Source organism: Flavobacterium marginilacus (genome assembly GCF_026870155.1).
GTDB lineage: Bacteria > Bacteroidota > Bacteroidia > Flavobacteriales > Flavobacteriaceae > Flavobacterium > Flavobacterium marginilacus.
Window position 1 is genome coordinate 3,591,002 of sequence record NZ_CP113975.1, and the last position, 20,894, is coordinate 3,611,895.

Annotated in this window: 21 protein-coding genes and 1 pseudogene; 10 read left to right on the forward strand and 12 right to left on the reverse strand. The window is 34.3% G+C overall.

What is annotated here, in order from left to right; translation table 11 throughout:
• Positions 1 to 270: 270 nt before the first annotated feature.
• The gene (locus tag OZP07_RS14770) at positions 271 to 1,329 is read right to left on the reverse strand and encodes a cellulase family glycosylhydrolase (RefSeq protein ID WP_281635695.1); all 1,059 of its coding nucleotides are present in this window, start codon (positions 1,327 to 1,329) and stop codon (positions 271 to 273) included.
• Positions 1,330 to 2,166: 837 nt separating this feature from the next.
• On the opposite strand from OZP07_RS14770, the gene capB reads away from it, so the two are divergent.
• The 8 genes and pseudogenes from capB to OZP07_RS14805 all read left to right on the forward strand — a co-directional run bounded on the left by capB (position 2,167) and on the right by OZP07_RS14805 (position 9,212).
• A complete protein-coding gene (gene capB / locus OZP07_RS14775) occupies positions 2,167 to 3,429 on the forward strand; it encodes a cysteate-C-fatty acyltransferase (RefSeq protein WP_281635696.1) in 1,263 nt (420 codons plus the stop codon).
• Positions 3,430 to 3,641: 212 nt separating this feature from the next.
• A pseudogene (locus tag OZP07_RS22270) lies at positions 3,642 to 3,743 on the forward strand (hypothetical protein); the annotation flags it as partial.
• 84 nt (positions 3,744 to 3,827) lie between these two features.
• Entirely contained in the window at positions 3,828 to 5,033 is a 1,206-nt protein-coding gene (locus tag OZP07_RS14780) for an IS4 family transposase (protein WP_281635697.1), read from the forward strand.
• 101 nt (positions 5,034 to 5,134) lie between these two features.
• Positions 5,135 to 5,959: an alpha/beta hydrolase gene (locus tag OZP07_RS14785; protein ID WP_281635698.1), complete on the forward strand. Its 825-nt coding sequence runs from the start codon at positions 5,135 to 5,137 to the stop codon at positions 5,957 to 5,959.
• A 1-nt stretch (position 5,960) separates the two neighbouring features.
• Positions 5,961 to 6,506, forward strand: a complete 546-nt coding sequence (locus OZP07_RS14790) for an RBBP9/YdeN family alpha/beta hydrolase (RefSeq protein ID WP_281635699.1) — start codon at positions 5,961 to 5,963, stop codon at positions 6,504 to 6,506.
• 357 nt (positions 6,507 to 6,863) lie between these two features.
• Entirely contained in the window at positions 6,864 to 7,682 is an 819-nt protein-coding gene (locus OZP07_RS14795) for a sulfurtransferase (protein ID WP_281635700.1), read from the forward strand.
• Between the two features lie 377 nt (positions 7,683 to 8,059).
• Entirely contained in the window at positions 8,060 to 8,590 is a 531-nt protein-coding gene (locus tag OZP07_RS14800) for a dihydrofolate reductase family protein (RefSeq protein WP_281635701.1), read from the forward strand.
• A complete protein-coding gene (locus OZP07_RS14805) occupies positions 8,571 to 9,212 on the forward strand; it encodes a YceI family protein (protein ID WP_228520768.1) in 642 nt (213 codons plus the stop codon). Before OZP07_RS14800 ends, OZP07_RS14805 begins: the two co-directional genes overlap by 20 nt.
• 1 nt (position 9,213) lies before the next feature.
• Here OZP07_RS14805 and OZP07_RS14810 read toward each other — a convergent pair whose 3' ends face one another.
• The 11 genes from OZP07_RS14810 to OZP07_RS14860 form a co-directional block, all read right to left on the reverse strand.
• Positions 9,214 to 9,549 carry a tRNA-binding protein gene (locus OZP07_RS14810; RefSeq protein WP_194639489.1) on the reverse strand — a complete coding sequence of 112 codons (336 nt, stop codon included), beginning with the start codon at positions 9,547 to 9,549 and terminating at the stop codon, positions 9,214 to 9,216.
• Between the two features lie 159 nt (positions 9,550 to 9,708).
• Positions 9,709 to 10,641, reverse strand: a complete 933-nt coding sequence (locus tag OZP07_RS14815) for a peptidylprolyl isomerase (RefSeq protein ID WP_194639491.1) — start codon at positions 10,639 to 10,641, stop codon at positions 9,709 to 9,711.
• Positions 10,642 to 10,718: 77 nt separating this feature from the next.
• Positions 10,719 to 11,078, reverse strand: coding sequence for a cupin domain-containing protein (locus OZP07_RS14820; RefSeq protein WP_281635702.1), 360 nt, complete (start codon positions 11,076 to 11,078; stop codon positions 10,719 to 10,721).
• A gap of 164 nt (positions 11,079 to 11,242) precedes the next feature.
• Positions 11,243 to 13,105 carry a TlpA disulfide reductase family protein gene (locus tag OZP07_RS14825; protein WP_281635703.1) on the reverse strand — a complete coding sequence of 621 codons (1,863 nt, stop codon included), beginning with the start codon at positions 13,103 to 13,105 and terminating at the stop codon, positions 11,243 to 11,245.
• Positions 13,106 to 13,317: 212 nt separating this feature from the next.
• The gene (locus OZP07_RS14830) at positions 13,318 to 13,761 is read right to left on the reverse strand and encodes a hypothetical protein (protein ID WP_281635704.1); all 444 of its coding nucleotides are present in this window, start codon (positions 13,759 to 13,761) and stop codon (positions 13,318 to 13,320) included.
• Between the two features lie 185 nt (positions 13,762 to 13,946).
• On the reverse strand, positions 13,947 to 14,690 hold the full coding sequence (locus OZP07_RS14835; protein ID WP_281635705.1) for a hypothetical protein: 744 nt from the start codon (positions 14,688 to 14,690) through the stop codon (positions 13,947 to 13,949).
• Between the two features lie 347 nt (positions 14,691 to 15,037).
• Complete coding sequence (locus OZP07_RS14840) at positions 15,038 to 15,352, reverse strand: hypothetical protein (protein WP_281635706.1); 315 nt, start codon at positions 15,350 to 15,352, stop codon at positions 15,038 to 15,040.
• Between the two features lie 147 nt (positions 15,353 to 15,499).
• The gene (locus OZP07_RS14845; RefSeq protein WP_281635707.1) at positions 15,500 to 16,063 is read right to left on the reverse strand and encodes a CPBP family intramembrane glutamic endopeptidase; all 564 of its coding nucleotides are present in this window, start codon (positions 16,061 to 16,063) and stop codon (positions 15,500 to 15,502) included.
• Positions 16,064 to 16,241: 178 nt separating this feature from the next.
• Positions 16,242 to 16,778: an IS630 family transposase gene (locus OZP07_RS14850; RefSeq protein WP_281635708.1), complete on the reverse strand. Its 537-nt coding sequence runs from the start codon at positions 16,776 to 16,778 to the stop codon at positions 16,242 to 16,244.
• A gap of 11 nt (positions 16,779 to 16,789) precedes the next feature.
• A complete protein-coding gene (locus tag OZP07_RS14855; protein ID WP_281635709.1) occupies positions 16,790 to 17,305 on the reverse strand; it encodes a helix-turn-helix domain-containing protein in 516 nt (171 codons plus the stop codon).
• Positions 17,306 to 17,447: 142 nt separating this feature from the next.
• Positions 17,448 to 19,559 carry a M3 family metallopeptidase gene (locus OZP07_RS14860; RefSeq protein WP_432419537.1) on the reverse strand — a complete coding sequence of 704 codons (2,112 nt, stop codon included), beginning with the start codon at positions 19,557 to 19,559 and terminating at the stop codon, positions 17,448 to 17,450.
• A 150-nt stretch (positions 19,560 to 19,709) separates the two neighbouring features.
• Between OZP07_RS14860 and OZP07_RS14865 the strand changes: the two genes are divergently transcribed.
• Both OZP07_RS14865 and OZP07_RS14870 read left to right on the forward strand, forming a co-directional pair.
• Positions 19,710 to 20,153 (forward strand): DUF1569 domain-containing protein, encoded by a 444-nt coding sequence (locus OZP07_RS14865; RefSeq protein ID WP_281635711.1) that lies wholly within the window; start codon positions 19,710 to 19,712, stop codon positions 20,151 to 20,153.
• Positions 20,154 to 20,182: 29 nt separating this feature from the next.
• On the forward strand, positions 20,183 to 20,830 hold the full coding sequence (locus OZP07_RS14870; protein WP_281635712.1) for a DNA/RNA non-specific endonuclease: 648 nt from the start codon (positions 20,183 to 20,185) through the stop codon (positions 20,828 to 20,830).
• The last annotated feature ends 64 nt before the right edge of the window (positions 20,831 to 20,894 follow it).

The following is a 20,894-nucleotide window of genomic DNA, read 5'->3' on the forward strand; positions in this document are numbered from 1 at the left end:
TATACGGAAGCTAAAATGCTAAGAAAAATTTACTAATGTAAAACCTATTGATAAAGGAAAAACTAAAAACCGTACACTATTACTGAAAGTAAAATATAAATTATTCCGATAAAAAAAGAGTATTTACTTACTTTTATACGCTAAGCAAAGCTTTTTAACATAAAAAAAAGAAGGCCGTATCAGGCCTTCCTCCATTCAAATAATCACTCTAAACATTAAATTTCTCCTCTGGAAAGGATCCCAGGGTGAAGTTTATACTCAAACTTAGCATCAATTCTCCCCCCAGCCGTATCGTATACGGAATACACCGGAACTATTAACAGTGTTAATAGAAATATTCGTACCGCTGCCTCCTCTGTTAAATACACTATAAGAGTCACCATCTCTTAGACCTGGCCAGTAAACGCTGGCAATCTTATCAGTCCTGCATACATCACTGGTTGCAACTATATAGGCAATTTCATTATCGGTCTGATTTCCATTTTGGTAATCTTTACCAGAGTTCATTGTAGCACCAAATTCAGTAATAACCGTGCGGCTGCCATAACTCCCTATCCGGCTACGCCAGTCAGCCCTCCATTGAGTAACAGATCTTGTAGCCCAAAAGGCATAATTGTGTAATCCAAGTAAACAGCCGTTGAAACGGCTGTCAGCCCCCACTCCAGTAACATTCTCAGAATATCCTATACCATCCAGAACTATTCTTGCTTTTGGAACATTTGGATAATTGGAAAGAAATTGGGCATAAATACCAGTTAATTGAGCCAAAGTATACCCATGAGGCTCATTAAAAGGCTCAAAATATACATTACTATTACTTTGATATTTAGTTATTACCGTATTCCACATGCTCCAAAAGGCTGTCGTATTATCAATAATACCGTCTTTAGACGAAGATGATTCCCAGCAGGCAATAATAACTTTCCAGCCTTTGCTTGTCGCTTTATCGATTACCCCTTGATAACTAGCCCACCAGCTCTCAGCAACCGAAGGAGGATTAATCGGGATGCGGATTGTATTAACACCGCTTATTTTACTTGTAAAACCATTCAAAACAGCATCGGTTTTAGCGACAACTGTTGCATAACTGTCTCCTGCTTCAAGCCCCGAAATAATCACCCAGCCGTCTACAAAATTATCTCTTCCGTCAGCCCAGTTTAATCCGGCAATGGATGCGGCTCCAACTTTAGCAGTCAAAGAACTGCTTTTTATCACCGTATTTTCAGTTGCAGGAGCAGCTGTTGCGCTTGTCTGATTAACTTCCGCAACCTCATCTTTTGAACAGGCACATAAAATAATGCCCAGCATAAGTACATACTTTTTTTTCATTTACATAAAATGTTTAAATTGTTAAATTAATTTTCTAGTATTCAGTTCAAACCACTATATCAGTACCAATCTTTTTTTACGGTATTTGAATAATAGTTTAAATAATGCATTAAGTATCCAGACTCTTTTTATTTGAAATTTCTTTTCTTGAAATCAGCAAAAAAAATCTTTATAACAGTGCACTGCAGTAATTAATCATAAGGTCGGTTCATGGTCTTTTAATTGGTTTCGTTAATAAATAGTAATAGTATAAGCTGTAGTCACACAACTAAAACTTCAATTACAAAGTAAAGTATTACATAAACCGATCAGCAGGGACAAATTGGAAAATAAAGAGGGTTAAATTAGAAATTCATAATTTTTTACCAATAAAAAAACACATTGTAAAAAAAATAACTTAATTAAATAGTTAATAATCAATAATTACACTAACACAACAAATATTCAACAACTAAAGACCACACAAAAACATATATTCCATCATTTAGAAGCAGTAAACAATCCAATTACCCCCTCTCGATTGGAGAAGACCGGAGGGGTGAGGTAAAAAGCACTTTATATTTCTAAAAAGCATTATCTATGAATATCCAATTTATTAGCTGCACATAATAACAATAAACCTATTATTTCCTGTGCAGCCGTATCCAAAAACAACTACAGCAGCTACATCAGAAACAGCAAACAATAGAATCCAAGCGAAGCAGATTATCAAAGCAGCCAGCTTCTAAAAATAAATTTACTTTCAAGATGCTAATACATTATAAATAATTATTTTTGCTCCCGATTCCGGAACTTTGTAACGGGACTTAAAATTAATAGTACTACAGAATATATATTATGGTAAAAGATTTATTTGAAAGAATTCAAAACAACAAAGGTCCGCTGGGAAAATGGGCTTCACAGGCTGAAGGTTATTTTGTTTTCCCTAAATTAGAAGGAGAATTAGGACCAAGAATGAAGTTTCAGGGGAAAGATATTTTGAACTGGAGTTTAAACGACTATTTGGGTCTTGCGAATCACCCAGAAGTGCGTCAGGCTGATACTGATGCAGCAATTGCATTTGGAGCAGCAGCTCCAATGGGAGCGCGTATGATGAGCGGTCACACTAAATATCATGAGCAGTTAGAACAGGAATTGGCTGCTTTTACAATGAAAGAGTCAGCTTATTTATTGAATTTCGGTTACCAGGGAATGGTTTCTATCATCGATGCTTTGGTTACCAGAAACGACGTGATTGTATATGATGTTGACGCTCACGCCTGTATTATCGACGGTGTTCGTTTACACAGCGGAAAACGTTTTACCTACAAGCACAACGATGTCGAAAGCATGGAAAAAAACCTGGCACGTGCTACAAAACTTGCCGAAACAACAGGCGGAGGGATTTTATTCATTACCGAAGGTGTTTTTGGAATGCGCGGACAGCAGGGAAAACTGAAAGAAATTGTAGCAATGAAAGAAAAATACAATTTCCGTTTACTAGTTGACGATGCACACGGTTTTGGAACACTTGGAAAAACAGGTGCCGGAGCAGGTGAAGAGCAAGGATGTCAGGACGGAATCGATGTTTATTTCTCGACTTTTGCCAAATCTATGGCGAATATCGGAGCTTTCGTTTCTGCTGACAAAGACGTTATCGATTATTTAAAATACAACCTGCGTTCACAGATGTTTGCCAAAGCGTTACCAATGATCCAGACTATCGGTTCGTTGAAACGTTTGGAATTACTGCGCCAGTCTTCGGAAATCAAAGACAAACTTTGGGTAAACGTAAACGCACTGCAAAACGGTTTGAAACAAAGAGGATTCAACATTGGTGACACCAACACCTGCATCACTCCTGTTTACTTGGAAGGAAGTATCCCGGAAGCAATGGTTATGGTAAACGATTTGAGAGAGAACTACGGTATTTTCCTATCGATCGTGGTGTATCCAGTAATCCCAAAAGGAATCATTTTATTGCGTATGATTCCGACAGCTTCTCACACTCTACAAGACATTGACGAGACTTTGTCTGCTTTCGAAGCTATCCGTGAGAAATTAACAAACGGTACTTACAAAGAAATCGCAAGCAAAACTACTGTTGATATGGAAGCTTAACAATAAGCAACCTTACATATAAAAAATCCATCGGTCAAAAGGCTGATGGATTTTTTTTTGGGGAGCAGAACATCAGTATATTTGATCAGGTTCAGTCCCGCTTTTCGCTATATCTGTGGTCCTGAACCCCAGGACCACAGGATGCCGCTGTAATCCTACCGTGTGGACACAAATACAATTTCGTTATTTTTATCACTAAATAAAGATATAATATGCGAAGATATTTTACAGACATTGATGATTCTCGACTATTAAAAAGGAGTAATTTAATATTAGATAGTTTATTTCATAATTGTGTTCATTCGGTACGTCAGCTTACACAAAGCGATTCAGAATGTAAAGCAGTTTATCGTTTCTTGCAGAACAAAAGAGTTTCAGAATCGAAATTAATTAAAAACATGTCAGCAAACTGCTGTTTTTCAGCTCAAGACAAAACAGTTTTATGTATACAGGACACAAGTGAGATCAATTTATATAATCATAAAAACAGAGTTAAAAAAGACGAATTTATAGGATTGACTAATGCTGCAGCAAAAGGAGGAATTGGATTTTTACTGCATCCTAGTTTCGTTATAGATGCTTATAGTTTTGTTCCGTATGGCTTTTCAGATGTAAAAATATGGAACAGGCCTTTAGAGAAACTTACAAAAAAGGAAAGGAATTATAATTTGCTTCCAATTGAAGAAAAGGAATCTTATAAATGGATAGAATCTTCCCAAAAATCCAAGGAAGTTTTAGAGAAATCAAAAAAAGTCATCATCATTCAGGATCGAGAAGGTGATATTTATGAGCAATTTGCAATGATTCCAGATCAAAAGACGGAATTATTGGTAAGAGCAAGAGCAAACAGAACGCTACTAAACAAGGTTAAATTGTTTAGTTTTATAGCCAATGAACCTCTTAAAGGGAAATATACGATAGAATTAGAAGGTGATAAAAGAAGAAATATAAACAAACGGGAAGCTACCTTAGAAGTTAGATTTTCTGAAGTAACTATCCAAAAAAATGATTTAGTTTCAAAGAATGCACCCAAAAGCCTTGATTTATATATCATCGAAGCAAAAGAAATTGGCGATAACATTGATAATCCAATATGCTGGAGATTACTAACAACCATTAAAGTCTTAGACCTAGACACAGCCTTAAAATGTATCGAATGGTATACTTGTAGATGGATTATAGAAGAGGTTTTTAGAATTCTAAAAAAGGAAGGATTTAATATAGAAGCAAGCGAATTAGGTTCTGCAAAATCTATTCGAAAATTGTCTTTAATGATGATGGAGACAATTGTCAAACTATTTTTAATGCAAATAGCATATAGTATTCCAGAGGAAGAAATAGAAGCGAGAAGTTGTTTTTCAGATCAAGAACTTGAATGTTTAGAATATCAAATGATAAAATTAGAAGGAAAAACAGAAAAATTAAAAAATCCTCATATCCAAAAGGATTTAAAAAGATATGTTTGGGTTATTGCAAGGCTTGGTGGATGGAAAGGATATGCAAGTGGGAGAAAACCAGGAATAACCACTTTCTCTATCGGAATACAGAAATTTGCTTCAATAATGGAGGGATGGCAATTGTTTTTAGATGTGTCCACACGGTAGGCTGTAATCGGGGCTATTCTGAAAGTTTATATTTTCATAAGAACCAGCACAGACAGCGCATAAAAATTCTGTACTTTTATAGCACTAAACCAAAAAAGAAAATGAAAAGATTTATTCTTTCAGCATTACTGTTATTCACAATAACAATAATCACCGCCCAAAAAACAGAATACACTACTGTTACCAGTATTCCCTATTACAGTGAAGCTGTTTCCAAAACAGATTCATATATAAAAGAGCGCTGTGTACTCGATATCTATTACCCAAAAAATGTCAAAGGATTTACCACCGTGATTTGGTTTCATGGCGGCGGTTTAACTTCAGGCAGTAAAGAACTTCCGGAAGGATTAAAAGACAAAGGATTTTGTGTAGTTTCTGTAAACTATCGATTATCGCCAAAAGTAAAAACACAAAAATGTATTGAGGATACCGCAGCTGCCATAGCCTGGACATTCAAAAACATAGCGTCTTATGGCGGTGACAGTTCCTTAATTCTGGTTTCAGGACACTCGGCCGGTGCCTTTTTGACGTTGATGGTGGGGCTGGACAAAAAATGGCTGAAGACTTATGACATAGACGCCAATTCCATAGCAGGATTGATTCCGCTGAGTGCTCAGACTATCAGTCATTTTGAAATTCGAAAAGAAAGAGGCATTCCTGAAACACAGCCCATAATCGATGAATTCGCTCCCTTATATCACGTTCGTGCCGATGCTCCGCCTTTATTACTAATCACAGGTGACAGAGATAAGGAAATGCTGGGCCGCTACGAAGAAAACGCCTATATGGCACGAATGATGAAAATTGCCGGACATACGCAAACCGCTTTATACGAGTTACAAGGCTACGGCCACAATATGACGGAACCGGCTTTCCCATTAGTTGTACAGGAAATCAAAAGAATTACAGCATTAAAAAAGAAATAAAATGACCCCACACTTATTAATCATTCCAGGACTCGGTGATTCGGACGAAAAACACTGGCAGAGTTATTGGTTACAAAAATTCAACAATTCAACCAAAGTCATTCAGGACAATTGGGACGAACCGCAGCTCAGCGAATGGCTCGCAAGACTTAACGAAACTATTAAAAAAATAAATGAACCAACAATTTTAGTTGCACACAGCCTTGCCGTTTCCTTAATAATGCATTGGGCAGCCCAAAACAGCAGTCCAAATATCATAGGTGCTATGCTCGTTGCCCCCGCCGACGTGGATTCTCCTGCACACACACCAGATTTTCTGAGACACTTCTCTCCTATTCCAACGCAGACCGTGTCTTTTCCTACGCTGGTTATTGGAACCGAAAACGATACTTACATGTCACTAGAAAGAACCAAAGAATTAGCAGCTCATTGGGGAAGTGATTTCATAAATATCGGTCAGCTGGGACACATCAACTCCGATTCCAATCTCGAATATTGGGAAGAAGGCCAGAATTATTTACAGCAGTTAATCAAAAAAATCACTTAATTCTACAAATAACATTATTTCGTCAAATACATTTTTGAAACATATAAGTCATATAAGTTTTTAATTTAAAAAAATCAAGTAAAATCAAAAGTTCATTTAAGCAAAGCCGCTTAAACCTGCATAGATTTTTTTTAGCTTATATTCCCTTTTATACCATTTATGAATATAAAATAATCTAATTTTTATCCCCTCTCCTTGGGAGAGGGCTAGGGTGAGGAAAAAACAAAAAGACTGTTTTATATTCATAAATGGTATTAATCACTCTTTTGACAAACTACCTGCTTTTAACTTACATGACTTATATGTTTAAAAATTAATACCGTTTATTCTATAACATAAGCACAAAAAACTTTTAAAATGACTAACCCTATAGTTTCCGCAGCTTGGCTTCAAGAACATTTAAACGATACTGATCTAATTATACTTGAAGCAAGATTAGAACAGAATCAATCAAATTTAGAAAACCAAAATCCCAATCTACAGATAAAGGGCGCTCGTTTATTTGATATCAAAAATAATTTCAGCAACACCAGTAATCCCCTGCCAAATACTTTCCCTTCGGAAGAGCAATTCACTGCTGAAAGCCAAAAATTAGGCATCAGCTCCGACAGCACAATTGTAGTTTATGACACTTTAGGAATTTATTCCAGTCCCAGAGCCTGGTGGATGTTCAAAGCGATGGGACATTCAAAAGTTTTTGTTTTGGATGGCGGACTTCCAGAATGGATTAAAGAAGGGTTTCCAACCGAAAAACAAAATCAGATAAATTATCCGAAAGGGAATTTTACCGCCAAATTCCAGCCAGAATTAATCAAAAACAAAGAACAGATACTGGAAAACATCTCCACTAAAGAAGCCGTTCTCATGGACGCAAGATCAGCTGACCGATTTCACGCCACTCACGAAGAACCGAGAGCCGGATTGAGAAGCGGACATATTCCCGGTTCCATCAGCGTTCCGTTCACCGAACTGCAGCAAAACGGAAAATTCAAATCAAATGAAGAATTGAAGGAAATCCTAAAACTGGACAGCCAGCCATTATATTTTACCTGCGGTTCCGGAATTACCGCCTGCATTGTTTTGCTAGCCTGCGAATTGATTTCGGACAATCCAAAAGCCGTTTACGATGGTTCCTGGACTGAATGGGGCATCAGTGATCTTCCTATCGAGAAATAAAGAACAAAGAATAAATTTCATATAAAAGGCGGTTTTATTTTAAATAGAACTGCCTTTTTTAATCTGTTTTACATATTTAAAATTATCCCGCCAGAAAAACGATCCTGTTTTCTTCAGTCATAAGACGCGGAATCATATTTTCTTAAAAAAACATAATACACTACATAACAATTAATTACATGATAAAAATCACTTTAAAATGAGTTTAAAATTATTACCTTTATGTATCATTTTTATTCTCACTATTAAAGAAAAAATCATGAAAAAATATGCATCCATCATCTTGGTAAGAATATTTATAATTTCCCTTTTGCCATTTAGCACCATCGAGAAGGACTGGAAAAAATTGAACTGCAACAGCATTTTTTAGTCCTCACATGAAAACGCACGCATACATAGGAACCAGCCTTGATGGTTTTATTGCGCGAAAAGAGGGAGAAATCGATTGGTTAATTCAATTCGACAGTCCAGAAACCAGCCAAAGCTATACCGAATTCATCAGTAAAATTGACGCTATTGTAATTGGCAGAGGCACTTTCGAAAAAATACTCACTTTTCCCGATTGGTTCTATCAGCAAAAAGTTTTTGTATTGAGCTCCCAGATTAAACACATACCTGAAAGTCTAAAAGAAAAAGCCACCGTTCTTTTGATGCCACCAAAAGAGTTACTGCTCTATCTTTCGCAAAAAGGATATGCTAACATTTATATAGACGGCGGGAAAGTAATACAAAGCTTTCTGAAAGAAAATTTACTCGATGAACTTATAATTAGCAGAGTACCCGTTCTTATAGGTGAAGGCATTCCGCTATTTGGCTGGCTAAACCATGATATTACTTTTAAACACATTCAGACAAATGTCTTTTCGAATGGGCTTGTAATGAGCCGTTATGAAAAGAATAACGGATAATCAACAGATAAAAACAACTCTAAATTACAATACGATGATACCTCAAATTGACACCCTTAAAGATTACCAAAGTTCAAAAAACAATACCATAGAAAATATGAAATGGGAAATAGATCCTTCACATTCGGAGGTTATGTTCAAAATAAAACACCTTGAAATCGCTTCCATAACCGGTCGTTTTGATGAAATTAAAGGAACTGCCGAAGCGGAAGAAGATTTTGAAAATGCTGTATTTTCTTTTTCTGCTGCTATAAATTCCATCAATACCAATAGCAAAAACAGAGATGCTCATTTAAAAAGTGCAGACTTCTTTGATGCCGAAAAATTTCCAAAAATCTCTTTCTATTCTACTAAATTTAAAAGAATCGGTGAAGCGTCATTTGAAATAATCGGCAGACTGACCATCAAAGAAATTACAAAACCAACAATTTTACATTTAGACTACGGAGGCAGCAATATAGATCCTTGGGGAAACACAAAAGCAGGGCTTAAATTTAAAGGAATTATAAATCGTAAAGATTATGGTTTATCATGGAATACAGCTCTGGAAACCGGCGGTGTTTTAATTGGCGAAGAAGTAAGGATAAACGGTAATATCGAATTAATAAAAAAACTGGAATAAACTAACCGATCCGCAGTCCGTTTTCAATTTTGAAATCAGGAGCCAGCAGAATCACATCTCCCTCCTCACCTACGGCACCAAGCACTAAACACTCGCTCATGAACTTTCCAATCTGTTTTTTAGGAAAATTGATTACAGCCACAATCTGTCTTCCTGCTAAAACTTCTTTGGAATATCGTTTAGTTATTTGCGCCGATGTTTTTCGTATTCCAATAACGGTTCCAAAATCAATTGTGAGCTGAAAAGCAGGTTTTCGGGCTTCAGGAAAATCATTGACTTCGAGTATTGTTCCTACCCGCATTTCTACTCTTTCAAATTCTGACCAAGATAAATCCATTTTCCTTAAAGTTTATGGATTCTAAGATACTAAGTTTTTTCTTTTTCTGACTTAGAAACTTAGAGTCTTAACCACATTAAAAGAAAAATCCCAAAACTGTAATTATTTTGGGATTCTCTATTTATTCTAAAATAATCATTAACAATTAATAACTAATAATTATTTAACGTCCATCAATTCTACATCGAAAATCAGGATAGCATTTGGAGGAATAACACCGCCTGCTCCTGCTGGTCCGTAGCCTAAGTCAGAAGGGATTACGAAACGGGCTTTGTCACCCACTTGCAGTAAAGCAATACCTTCGTCCCATCCTTCGATAACGTTTCCTCTTCCTAATGGGAATTCGATTGGTTTTTTTCTTGGGTAAGAAGAATCGAAAACTTTTCCATCTGGTAATTGTCCTGTATAATGTACAGAAACCGTTTTACCATTTTCTGCTTTTTTACCAGAACCTCTTTGGATAAATTGGTAACGCAGACCGCTCTCTGTTTTTTCAAAACCTGCAGCCAATGCTTCCATTTTCGCTTCAGATTCTGCTTTTGCAGCAGCTTCTCTTTTCATGCGGGCCCCTTTTAAACCAATAAAAGCTTCAATTGCGTTCCATTTTTCAGCTTCTTCTCCAACTCTGATAATTTCTAATGTGTCCAATGAATCACCTTGAGCAACAGCATCAACTACATCTTGTCCTTCTACCACATGCCCAAAAACAGTGTGTTTATTATCTAACCAAGAAGTTGGCACATGTGTGATGAAAAATTGAGAACCATTAGATCCTGGACCAGAATTAGCCATAGAAAGCACTCCTGGTTTATCGTGTTTCAAAGAAGGATGAAACTCATCATCAAATTTATAACCTGGATCACCTGTTCCAGTTCCTTTTGGACATCCTCCCTGAATCATAAAATCAGGAATCACTCTATGGAAATTTAAACCATCATAGAATTTCTGCCCTTGCGGTTTTACTTTGTTTTCCATGTTCCCTTCAGCAAGAGCAACAAAATTACCTACAGTTCCTGGTGTCAAATCGTGTGTTAATTTTACTAAAATCGTTCCTTTTGCGGTATTGAATTTAGCGTATATTCCGTTTTCCATTGTGTTTATTTTTTATTGAGGTGCAAATTTACAAAAATAATTAGAGCTGACGATTTGTAAATTTTCAGAATTCTCTATTAATATGCTTTTTTCTGCATAAAATCTTCTCTGATAGGACTGAAAACATCAATCAGCAGACCATCTTCAAGGCAGAGTACGCCGTGAATCACATGAGGCGGAATATAAAAACAATCCCCTTCTTTCATCACTTTTGTACTACCGTTAATGGTTACTTCAAATGCACCTTTGGCAACATTAGTAACCTGCGAATGGTAATGCTCATGCAGTGTTCCAACAGCTCCTTTTTCAAAAAGAACATTGACCATCATAATAGAATCATCATATCCCATTATTTTGCGTTTTATGCCTTCTCCAACAACTTCCCAATCGAATTCATCATCTTTTATAAATTCTTTGCTTGCTCCAAAACTCTGCATTGCTTTTTATTTTATCGTTTAAAATGTGCCTTAAACATTATGTCTGGCTATCGTTCTATGCAAAAATAACTCAAAGACTGCAATTCATACAATCGTAAGATCATTTTATTGCATCCTTTGAGTTATTTATAGAAATTTTGTGAGCTAGCCAGTAGTTATTAAAACTACATGCTTAACTGCTCATCAATCAGATGTATTAAATCTTCCTCAGAAGAACCAAATGTAACTACGCTTCCATTTTTGTCAATTAAAATTTTAGTTGGAATACCCTCAATTTTATATTTTGCAGTAATAGCATCGTCATAATCAAAGACTACATTAAAACTGTATTTTTTATCATTAATAAAATTGGTAACTTTCTCAGTAGTTTCATTTTCCTTCCCTTTTTCCCATGTATTCACAAATAAAAATTCTACGTTCTTGTCTTTGTATTTGGTCACTAATTCCTGCATTGCAGGGAATGAAGCCTTACAGGGACCACACCAAGTCGCCCAAAAATCCAGAACTACTACTTTTCCTTTTAAATCGGACAGATTAATTACTTTTCCTTCCAGATTTTTCAAACTGAAATTGATAGCGTCAGTACTGCCGTATTTCTTAACAATAGCAGCTTTTGCACTTGCATTTGCAGCTTCAATGGATTTTGCTTTAATAACTTTAAAAGAATCCAAAGACAGATTTAATTTTCCATATATAGCTTCCAATTGAGCAAGAAGCACTCTTGAATTTGTTCCTTTTGAAAGCTCGTCCTCAATATATTTTTTAGTAACTTCTAAGCCTTTTACTTTTTCCATGTAAACTGCATAACGCTCTTTTCCATCTGGACCAAAATCCCCCATTTGATAAATCTTATCCTGATATTGAAAAGCTTCTTCAAACCTATTTAACTTATATAATATTAGGGCATAAGTATCTGCGTACATATCGTGAGTTCCCTGCAGATCTTCAGGAAAAGGAGCTTTTTTTTGAAGATCTGCTATTATGTCCAGTGACCTTTTTGATGCTTTTTCGGCTGATTCAATATCTTTAGCAGGAGTTACAAAATCTTGTCCGGATAATCCCCATGCATAATTATTATAAAGTCCCGCCGCCTTATTTTTATTGGATAATAATTTTTCATACTGATCCAGTTTTTCAAAATCTTTATTGTCTAAATATATTTTCATTAAACTGGTATAAAAATAATCTTTATACATTACAGGAATATTACTAAATGTACTTGTATAAAGATTCAAGCGTTCCAAAATATAAGTTTCTGTTTTATCCGGATGGTTCGCAAAATCAAAAAAGAAATTGCTGGATTCAAAACTGCCTTTTGGATATTTTGCTTTTATTTTATCTTCCAGCAGTTTGTTTTCGTCAGTCATTTTAAGACGCGAATAAAGTCGCGCAGCAACCAGCAAATAGTCTTCAGAATTCTTTTTTTCGCATTTTTTGGCAAATGCCAGCATTTCATTTTTCGTTTGTTCTTTATTAGAAGCCTCTTTTATGTATAAATAATTCTCATAACTTTTACCCTCTTTCATCTTGGGATACTTTACAAACATTTTATTGTACTCTGACAATATGCCTGCAGGACTGGATTCGAGTTTCAAATTCAGTTTTGATGCCAATGAATTACTTGCATAGTTTAAAATCTCAATTTTTGCTGCCCAGCATTTTCCCATATCGGCTTGAGACGAATTTAAAAACACATCATATCCAGTATTTTTATTGTTTTCAACTACTTTTTTCCCATCAACGATTGCTGCTACAAAATATTTAATTGAGTCTGGAACCTGAAGAGCAAATTCGTAACCAACAGCTTTTTTAATTAACAAAGCACCGTCGCCTGTAAAATCAAAATTGTCATTATAAATAACTCTAACTTTGGCTCCATCTGGAATTTCTGTTCCTTTGGGCGGTTCGTAAACATAAGTGTTTTCTTTTCCAATTATTAGTTTTGAATTTTTCAAATACAGTTTCCCGATTTGCGAAAATCCCATATTAAAACACACCAAAAAAAGCAACATTACTGTTTTTTTCATCTTATAAATATTTAGCGTTAGTGCCAGCAGGCCATAAAATCTAACTGACTGATTATATAGAAACTATAAAGTAAATATAATTGATTTTTACTACAGAAAAATCCTCTATTATAAAAATAACTTTTATTTAAGATTTAAACAGGCAAGTCCGTTAAATAAAGCAGATGGGATTATTTTTTGCGTTTGAAAAATAATGTTGAAAATGCTTAAAATCATTCAAAAAGGGATTTGACTTTTGGAGATTCTTCCCCTTTTTCGGTCAAGTATAAAGCGGCGCCGTCTGCATTTATAAAGTTTAAAATTACAGTCAAAACGATTCCGTCTTTTTTATCATACATAATAGTAAAAATGCCGACTTCAGATTTATCAACTGAATTGTGAGTATTCTTTTTAAAATCAGTTTTATATTCTACAAAATAAAAATTATTGTTTTCATCGTAAAATTCTTTTCTAAACTCAATATAATACTTGTTTTCTATATTGTCCTTAGTGTTTTTTTTATTCAGAGTTCCTTCTTTTAAATCAAAAACAAATTCGTTATTCTCCAGCGAAAACTCTTGTGGCGGAATGCTTTTATACATTGTCTGCACAATAATTTTCTGCGAATACAATTGATTGAACAATAAAAATGTGAATATATAAAATGTAAATTTCATTTATTTTATTAAAAATGTATTAAGGGTTTTGGAAATTATAATATCCCGCCTGCTCTAGTGGTTTGGGACGAAATTAGACCCTTTATTCGGATTTGCCAAATCTCCTAAATACAAAACCAACTTTCTATTAAGCAGATTTTACAAATCCGTTGTGGGAGCTGTTGGTGGCTGTAGCTCGTTTTTCGTTATCTCATCCATCCTTCTATTTTATAATTCTTTGAATATAGTTTTCGTTCTTTCGCACCATTGTCAGGCTTAAACCAAACTTCAAATCTTCCGGCATAAGGGTCGCCCCAGTCGCCTTCATAAATTGTAAAATGAGAACTTGTACCAAACTTCATTATTTTGTCTGTTGGATTATAAACATTAATTGAACTGCTTTCACGTAATCTTTCACTAGAAAGCTCTAGATTCTGGGTAATCTCAAATGCTTTTAAATATATAATTCCGCTTTCAATTTTTCCAATCCAAAAGTCGTATTCATAAAGTCCTGGCTGAAATGAATTATATAATTGAAACTCTGTTTGTTTTACAATTCTATTTGTTAAGCTATCTGGTTTATTTTCATCAATACTAATATCAGCAGGATTATCAATTTTTATATTTGTTGGTATTTTTAGGTTGTGCGCCCATGTATCTGGCGTTTCTTGCTCTATCCAAAACATAGCAACTGTATAAACTATAACTGCAAATATTGTTACGCTAAACAATACAAAAGCTATAAAGCTTTTAAGCCATTTTTTTTGAAATAACTGATATATTGCAGAAATCAATAGAACTAAAAGACTAAATCCAAATAAAGCAAAACAAATACTTCCAAATAAATGGTTTTTTAATATTTCAGAGGAAACCAAAAGTCCAATGGAAATAATCCATAAAATTATTGGTTTCCAGCCGTTTTCAAAAAAATTAGTGCGATCTTTTTTCATAGGTTTTTAGTCTTGTCAATTCTTCGATACCATTGCCACTAACGTTCCCTTGCTACAAGAGGTTTGGGGTTAAATTAAGCCTTATTTTCGGATTTGCCAAAACTTCCCAAATACAAGACCATTTTTAAATTAAGCCAAATGCCCAAATCGCTTGTAGCAAGTGTTGGCGGTTCGGTTGTTTTTTAATCGAAATTACTATTACAAACCTATATTTTTTACGTTTCTGTTTTTCAAATTGCCGTTAGCATACTCAAACTTTTATAATTTAGTTTTTCATATTCCAAGTTTCTAAAATTAAAATCTATTTATTGTATTACAATTTTCTACAAGAGAAAAAGGTTTTTCATTTATCCTTTTTTATGAATTGCATTTTTGATTGATTCAAGATAAACTAATAATTTAGTTTTGCTTATCGGATTTTGTGAAATAAATCCACTCAGCAAATTTTCCATCATAATAAGATTTATTCTACTATAATTTACAAAATTTTCATCTCGAGTCATTAATATTTTATTCATCAAATTTTCATCATCAGTCAATGCGCTTTCACTTGTAGTATATAGTTTCTTAATTATATTTTCTATCTCTTCATCTTTGTATATTCTGTAAAAACGAGTTCTCTCGGAAGCTTCTATTTCGCCTTTTGTTAATTTCTGTTTCATAATTTTCTTTCGTTTTTTTCTTCGTAAGTTCGGTTTCAACTGACCGCCAACTAATAGCTCTGTGCAATTTTTTCACAAATTTCAAGTTAGCTAATGTATTAAATTTTACTTTATACAGCTTTTAAAAGAAGAATTTCGATACTCTTTTTAAAATATAAACCTCTCAATAACCGCAATAGCATTGCCTGTCATATGCATTGTTATTGGTGTATAAAGTGATTTTGTATATTGTCGTGCATATCCAAATAACATGGCATCAACTAAACTTTGCACTATTCCGATATTCGAAGACAGAGTATTTTGATACGTGAAATTATGGAGAAGAACAAAGAAGCAGGCCTGAATTAAAACTGCAAGATGATTGTTTATTTTTTTCTTGTTCAATAAATTTAAGATAAAGCCTCTAAACAGCAGTTCTTCGGCTATAGGAGCAAGAATAACAGCACCTGGAATCAAGATAAGTGATGAAGACAGTGAATGATTCCATTTATCTATTTCCAAAATTGATGATGAATAAAGCAAAAATTCCACCAGCAATGAATACAGCAGAAACCCAATTGTCCAAATTAGAAAGTATTTGATCGACTGAGGTTTTCTAAGATCTAATTCTTCAGATTTGAATTTCCCGCGTTTAATTAATATCATCACAGCACAAATAACGATCAAAAACGGTAACGTCCTAACTAATGCCAATCTTATTTCATTGTTCATTTTAAACTATTATTTAATTGATTAATAAAAACATACGCTATTTAATTTTCTGCCAGCAAAAAACGAAGTTATGGAAATTACTGTTTGCATTTACAGAAAAATCTGCAGATACTCTTTATGTAAGCAATTATCTGAACGAAGCAAACTGACGAAAAACAACTAATACCAATCACACATATTATATAGTCCAAATTTGATCTAAAAACACATAGCCATACCCGCAGATACTCATTACCTCATTTTTAGTTGTATTTTTCACTGCATCAGTAATAAAATTTTCGACGTCCTCTAATGACTTGTAAAATTTATTAGAGAACTGTCGTTTGTATTTTGCCCACATTTTTTCAGCGGGATTAAGTTCTGGGCTATATGGTGGTAAAAAAACAAGAACAATGTTTTCAGGAATAATTAATTTTTTAGCTTTATGAAATCTTCCATTATCCAAGACCATTATTTTAAGTTCTTTGGGATTTTCTTTTGAGAAGTTGTTTAGAAATACTTGAAAATTATCCGCATTGCAGTGTGGAAGTATTAATTGAAAATGATCTCCTGTTATTGGAGAAAATGCTCCGGAAAGCCAAGTTGATCTGAATACTTGCTGAAAAGTACAAATTGGTTTCACACCAATAGCAGTAACTGATTTGCCATTGCTAGTGAATAATCCATAACGGGATTCATCTTGAAAATATAGATTTACAGATTTAAAATCCCCCACAGCATTCAGTGCTATTTCCTGGCAGATTCTTCCGAAGTCTTTTTAAAAGAGATTCCTTGGTTTTCATCTTTTTTAACGTGGCTTTTTCGGGCTATTTTTACGCTTGATTTAAAATTTCTAATGCAGTAATAAAGTAAGGTATTATAATTGAAGGTTTTCCCCGTTTCTTTTTCAATCCAATCTTTCAATTCAACATAGCCTTGGAGCCCGTTTTGGGGATCGTTGAGTTTTGTTTCCAGCATATCGTGTTCAGCAGAATTGAAAACAGAGGGCTTGAAACCTTTTCTTTGATGTTTCATCAAACCCTCAATTCCTTCATTAATATACAATGTTCTCCATTTATGAACGCTGTTTGGATCGACCATAGCTAATTTAGCAGCCTCACGTTTGGAAATTCCTGTTTTTTCGTTTTGTTTTAAAATCAACAAAACTCTCAAACGCTGACCAATAAATGGAGTAGAATGTTTGAGCAAATTTTTAATTTCTTTTTCCGTTTCCTTGATAGTCAAAATTTTTGAATGTGCCATAGTGTCACTTTTACAATATAATCCAAATTTAATATAAAAAAACCAATTATAAAAATTGGTCGATATTATATTTTTGTTCGGTATAACTCCAAAAAAAATGACATCCTTTCGAATGCCATTTTTATATATTGAGTTTTATAAATTACTCTGCTGATAGTCCCGCATTTTTTAAATAGGGTTCGGTTTTCATATCATGACCGATAAAATCTTTGAACGCCTTATTTAAATCCACACTGTTACCAACAGATAAAATGTATTTTTTGAAGCGCTCGCAGTTTTCTCTTGTCATACCTCCATTGGCCTGCATCCAGTCGAATGCATTATAATCTAAAGTTTTTGACCAAGTGTAAGCATAATAACCCGCGGAATAACCGCCTCCCCAAATGTGCGCAAAATAAGGAGTATGATAGCGCGTAGGCACTTCATTAACCAATAAACCGTATTTTTCTAACGCTTCTTTCTCAAAAACCAATGCTGGTTTAAAATCAGATTCTTTTTCGACACTGTGCCAAGCCATGTCAAGTGTTGATGCCGCTAAAATTTCGGTTACATCATAGCCTTTATTAAAAGTTTCTGCTTTCTTGATTTTATCAATTAATTCTTGTGGTATTGGCTGTTTCGTCTGGTAATGAACAGCATAGTTTTTTAGAACTGCTGGATCTAACGCTGCATGCTCATTGATTTGAGATGGGAATTCTACGTAATCTCTCGGCACCGAAGTCCCTGACAATGAAACATATTCCTGATTAGCAAATAATCCGTGTAATGTGTGCCCAAATTCATGAAACATAGTAGTCACATCGTCAAAACTAATTAAAGATGGATTTCCGCCAACTGGTTTCGAGAAATTGTAAACGTTTACAATTACTGGCTTTTGTTTTAAATAATGCGACTGACTCACCAGATTATTCATCCAAGCTCCTCCATTTTTATTGTCACGGGTATAAAAATCTAAATAGTATATGGCAATTGAAGTTCCTTTGTCATCAAAAACTTCATAAACTTTTACATCTGGATTATATACAGGCAAATCATTTCGTTCCTTAAAACTGATACCATACATTTGTTTAGCCGCATAGAACACTCCTTTTTCTAATACGCTTGTCAGCTCAAAATATGGTTTAATCTGACTTTCGTCCAAATCATATTTGGCTTTACGAACTTGTTCAGCATAAAAGTTCCAATCCCAGGCTTCCAGTTTAAATCCGCCGTTTTGAGCATCAATTAAACCTTGTATTTCCTGTGCTTCTATTTTAGCTTTGGCTACAGCCGGCGCTGCAATTTTGGCCAGCAGTTCCATAGCTGGTTCTGGTGTTTTTGCCATTTGATCTTGTAACTTCCACTCAGCAAAACTTTTTTTACCCATCAAATTGGCTTTTTGCAAACGCAGTCTAGCTATTTTTTCGAGTACCTCACGCGTATCTCCTTCATCATTTTTTTCGGCACGGTACCAGGATGATTTGTATATTCTTTCTCTGGCTGCTCGGTTTTTCAAACTAACCAGCAAAGGCTGCTGCGTTGTGTTCAATAATCCTATTAAATATTTATTTTCGTATCCTGCTTCTTTAGCTTTCTGCTTGGCAGCTTCAATTTCGGCGGCACTTAGCCCGTCTAAATCAGCTTCATTGTCAAATAAAACAGCTCCATTTTTTCGGGCCAGTAGTAATTTATTACTGAAAAGAGTGCTTAAAGTCGCTAATTCTTCATTTATTTTCTTCAGCTTTTCTTTATTCGCGTCAGATAAATTAGCTCCGTTTAATTCAAATTGTTGCAAGTAATATTCAGTCAGTCTTTTATCCTCACCTTTCAATTTATTCAAATCAATTGCTTTGAAACGATTATACAATTTACTGTTCAAATAAATTTTATCAGTGTGTGCTGAGAAAACTGGCGCATATTCAGCTTCAATTGCCTGTAATGCCGAATTGGTATTGGAACCAGTCAGATTATAAAAAATTCCTGTTGCTCTGTTCAAAACTTCACCACTGGTTTCTAATGCCAAAACGGTATTTTGAAAAGTAGGTTTTGCAGGATTATTTGCAATAGTTTCAATCTCCTGAACATTAATTTTCAAACCATAGTCAAAAGCGGGTTTAAAATCTTCATCTTTTATTTTACTAAAATCAGGTGCCTGATATTGTAAAGTACTTTTTTGCAACAAAGGATTTTTCATTTTGATATCATTATTTTGAGCCTGAAGTGAAAAAACAAAACACAACGAACTGATAAAGAACAACCTATAGCGAATCTGCATAATTAATATTTTTTCTACATTAAAATACGAATATAACAAAAAAAACTATTTCCGTTTCATTAATCACAAATAGTATTTAAAATGTTAATTTTTTAATACAATTCATACAAAAAAAAATTATATTTGTGATATTTAAGTTTACAAAATAATATGAATTCAATATTTGACAAAATTGACAATCAATCTATTATAGATAGAATCAACACTCTTAATCCAGAGACTGCTCCATTATGGGGAAAAATGTCCGTTGATCAAATGCTTAAACACACAAATGAAGTTATTATAGTAGCATTTGGCGAAAGGAATATAAAAGTAAATTTTTTCATTAGACTTTTGGGCAAAATGTCTAAAAAGAGTACTTTTAACTTTGGATTTAACAAAAACAGTCCAACTGCCAAAGAGTTTATTTTTACAGGAAAATATGATTTTGAACAGGCAAAGAGCGAATTAATAAAAAACTTTAGCCGTTTTACAGAAAAACCTGTACCTATTACAATTATGGATCATCCTTTTTGGGGAAAAATGACTTACAAAGATTGGAACAAGTTGATGTGGAAACACATTGATCACCACTTGACACAATTTGGCGTTTAGTCTCTAACCCCATAAAAGAAAACTCATTTATGAGTATAATTAGACATAAGCATTATTTCTTATCCTACTCTGAAGAACATGAACAAGCAGAATGGACCGCTTATTATCTGACTGGAAAATCTCAGTATGAACACCATTATGAGCGTCCTTATTTTAAGCAGGATCCTCTTATAGATACTGAATCGGCACATTGGAGAAATTACAAAGACACCGGTTATGACAAAGGACATCTTGTACCTGCGGCTGATATGAAATTTTCTAAAGAAGCTTACACAGAAACTTTTTACACTTCGAATGTCTCGCCCCAAAACAGGGACTTTAATGCCGGTATATGGAACAGACTAGAACAAAAAGTGAGATACTGGGCTGATAAATACACAGCTCTATTTATTGTAACTGGAAGTATTTTACACGACAATCTATTAACTATCGGCGATGAAGAAGTTTCGGTTCCTCATTATTTTTTCAAAATTGCGGTTCGGGTTGAAAATAACAGCCTGAACATGATTTCGTTTTTAGTACCAAATGAAAAATCCGATTTACCGCTCTATAAATTTGCTAAAACTATTGATGAGATTGAACAAATAACCGGTATTGATTTCAACCAAAAACTATCTGAAAAAATAGAAGAAAAAATAGAAAAGGAGCTAAGCTATAAGGAATGGAGTTTTAGTTAAGTCCATTTCTCAAAAAATTATAATAATCATAAAAAAGATACACTAAGAGTTGCAATTTAAAAAG

Excerpts from the sequence above, each read along its gene's own strand:
- OZP07_RS14770 (WP_281635695.1), bottom strand. The coding sequence starts at position 1,329 with ATGAAAAAAAAGTATGTACTTATGCTGGGCATTATTTTATGTGCCTGT.
- capB (WP_281635696.1), top strand. The coding sequence starts at position 2,167 with ATGGTAAAAGATTTATTTGAAAGAATTCAAAACAACAAAGGTCCGCTG.
- OZP07_RS14780 (WP_281635697.1), top strand. The coding sequence starts at position 3,828 with ATGTCAGCAAACTGCTGTTTTTCAGCTCAAGACAAAACAGTTTTATGT.
- OZP07_RS14785 (WP_281635698.1), top strand. The coding sequence starts at position 5,135 with ATGAAAAGATTTATTCTTTCAGCATTACTGTTATTCACAATAACAATA.
- OZP07_RS14790 (WP_281635699.1), top strand. The coding sequence starts at position 5,961 with ATGACCCCACACTTATTAATCATTCCAGGACTCGGTGATTCGGACGAA.
- OZP07_RS14795 (WP_281635700.1), top strand. The coding sequence starts at position 6,864 with ATGACTAACCCTATAGTTTCCGCAGCTTGGCTTCAAGAACATTTAAAC.
- OZP07_RS14800 (WP_281635701.1), top strand. The coding sequence starts at position 8,060 with ATGAAAACGCACGCATACATAGGAACCAGCCTTGATGGTTTTATTGCG.
- OZP07_RS14805 (WP_228520768.1), top strand. The coding sequence starts at position 8,571 with ATGAAAAGAATAACGGATAATCAACAGATAAAAACAACTCTAAATTAC.
- OZP07_RS14810 (WP_194639489.1), bottom strand. The coding sequence starts at position 9,549 with ATGGATTTATCTTGGTCAGAATTTGAAAGAGTAGAAATGCGGGTAGGA.
- OZP07_RS14815 (WP_194639491.1), bottom strand. The coding sequence starts at position 10,641 with ATGGAAAACGGAATATACGCTAAATTCAATACCGCAAAAGGAACGATT.
- OZP07_RS14820 (WP_281635702.1), bottom strand. The coding sequence starts at position 11,078 with ATGCAGAGTTTTGGAGCAAGCAAAGAATTTATAAAAGATGATGAATTC.
- OZP07_RS14825 (WP_281635703.1), bottom strand. The coding sequence starts at position 13,105 with ATGAAAAAAACAGTAATGTTGCTTTTTTTGGTGTGTTTTAATATGGGA.
- OZP07_RS14830 (WP_281635704.1), bottom strand. The coding sequence starts at position 13,761 with ATGAAATTTACATTTTATATATTCACATTTTTATTGTTCAATCAATTG.
- OZP07_RS14835 (WP_281635705.1), bottom strand. The coding sequence starts at position 14,690 with ATGAAAAAAGATCGCACTAATTTTTTTGAAAACGGCTGGAAACCAATA.
- OZP07_RS14840 (WP_281635706.1), bottom strand. The coding sequence starts at position 15,352 with ATGAAACAGAAATTAACAAAAGGCGAAATAGAAGCTTCCGAGAGAACT.
- OZP07_RS14845 (WP_281635707.1), bottom strand. The coding sequence starts at position 16,063 with ATGAACAATGAAATAAGATTGGCATTAGTTAGGACGTTACCGTTTTTG.
- OZP07_RS14855 (WP_281635709.1), bottom strand. The coding sequence starts at position 17,305 with ATGGCACATTCAAAAATTTTGACTATCAAGGAAACGGAAAAAGAAATT.
- OZP07_RS14860 (WP_432419537.1), bottom strand. The coding sequence starts at position 19,559 with ATGCAGATTCGCTATAGGTTGTTCTTTATCAGTTCGTTGTGTTTTGTT.
- OZP07_RS14865 (WP_281635711.1), top strand. The coding sequence starts at position 19,710 with ATGAATTCAATATTTGACAAAATTGACAATCAATCTATTATAGATAGA.
- OZP07_RS14870 (WP_281635712.1), top strand. The coding sequence starts at position 20,183 with ATGAGTATAATTAGACATAAGCATTATTTCTTATCCTACTCTGAAGAA.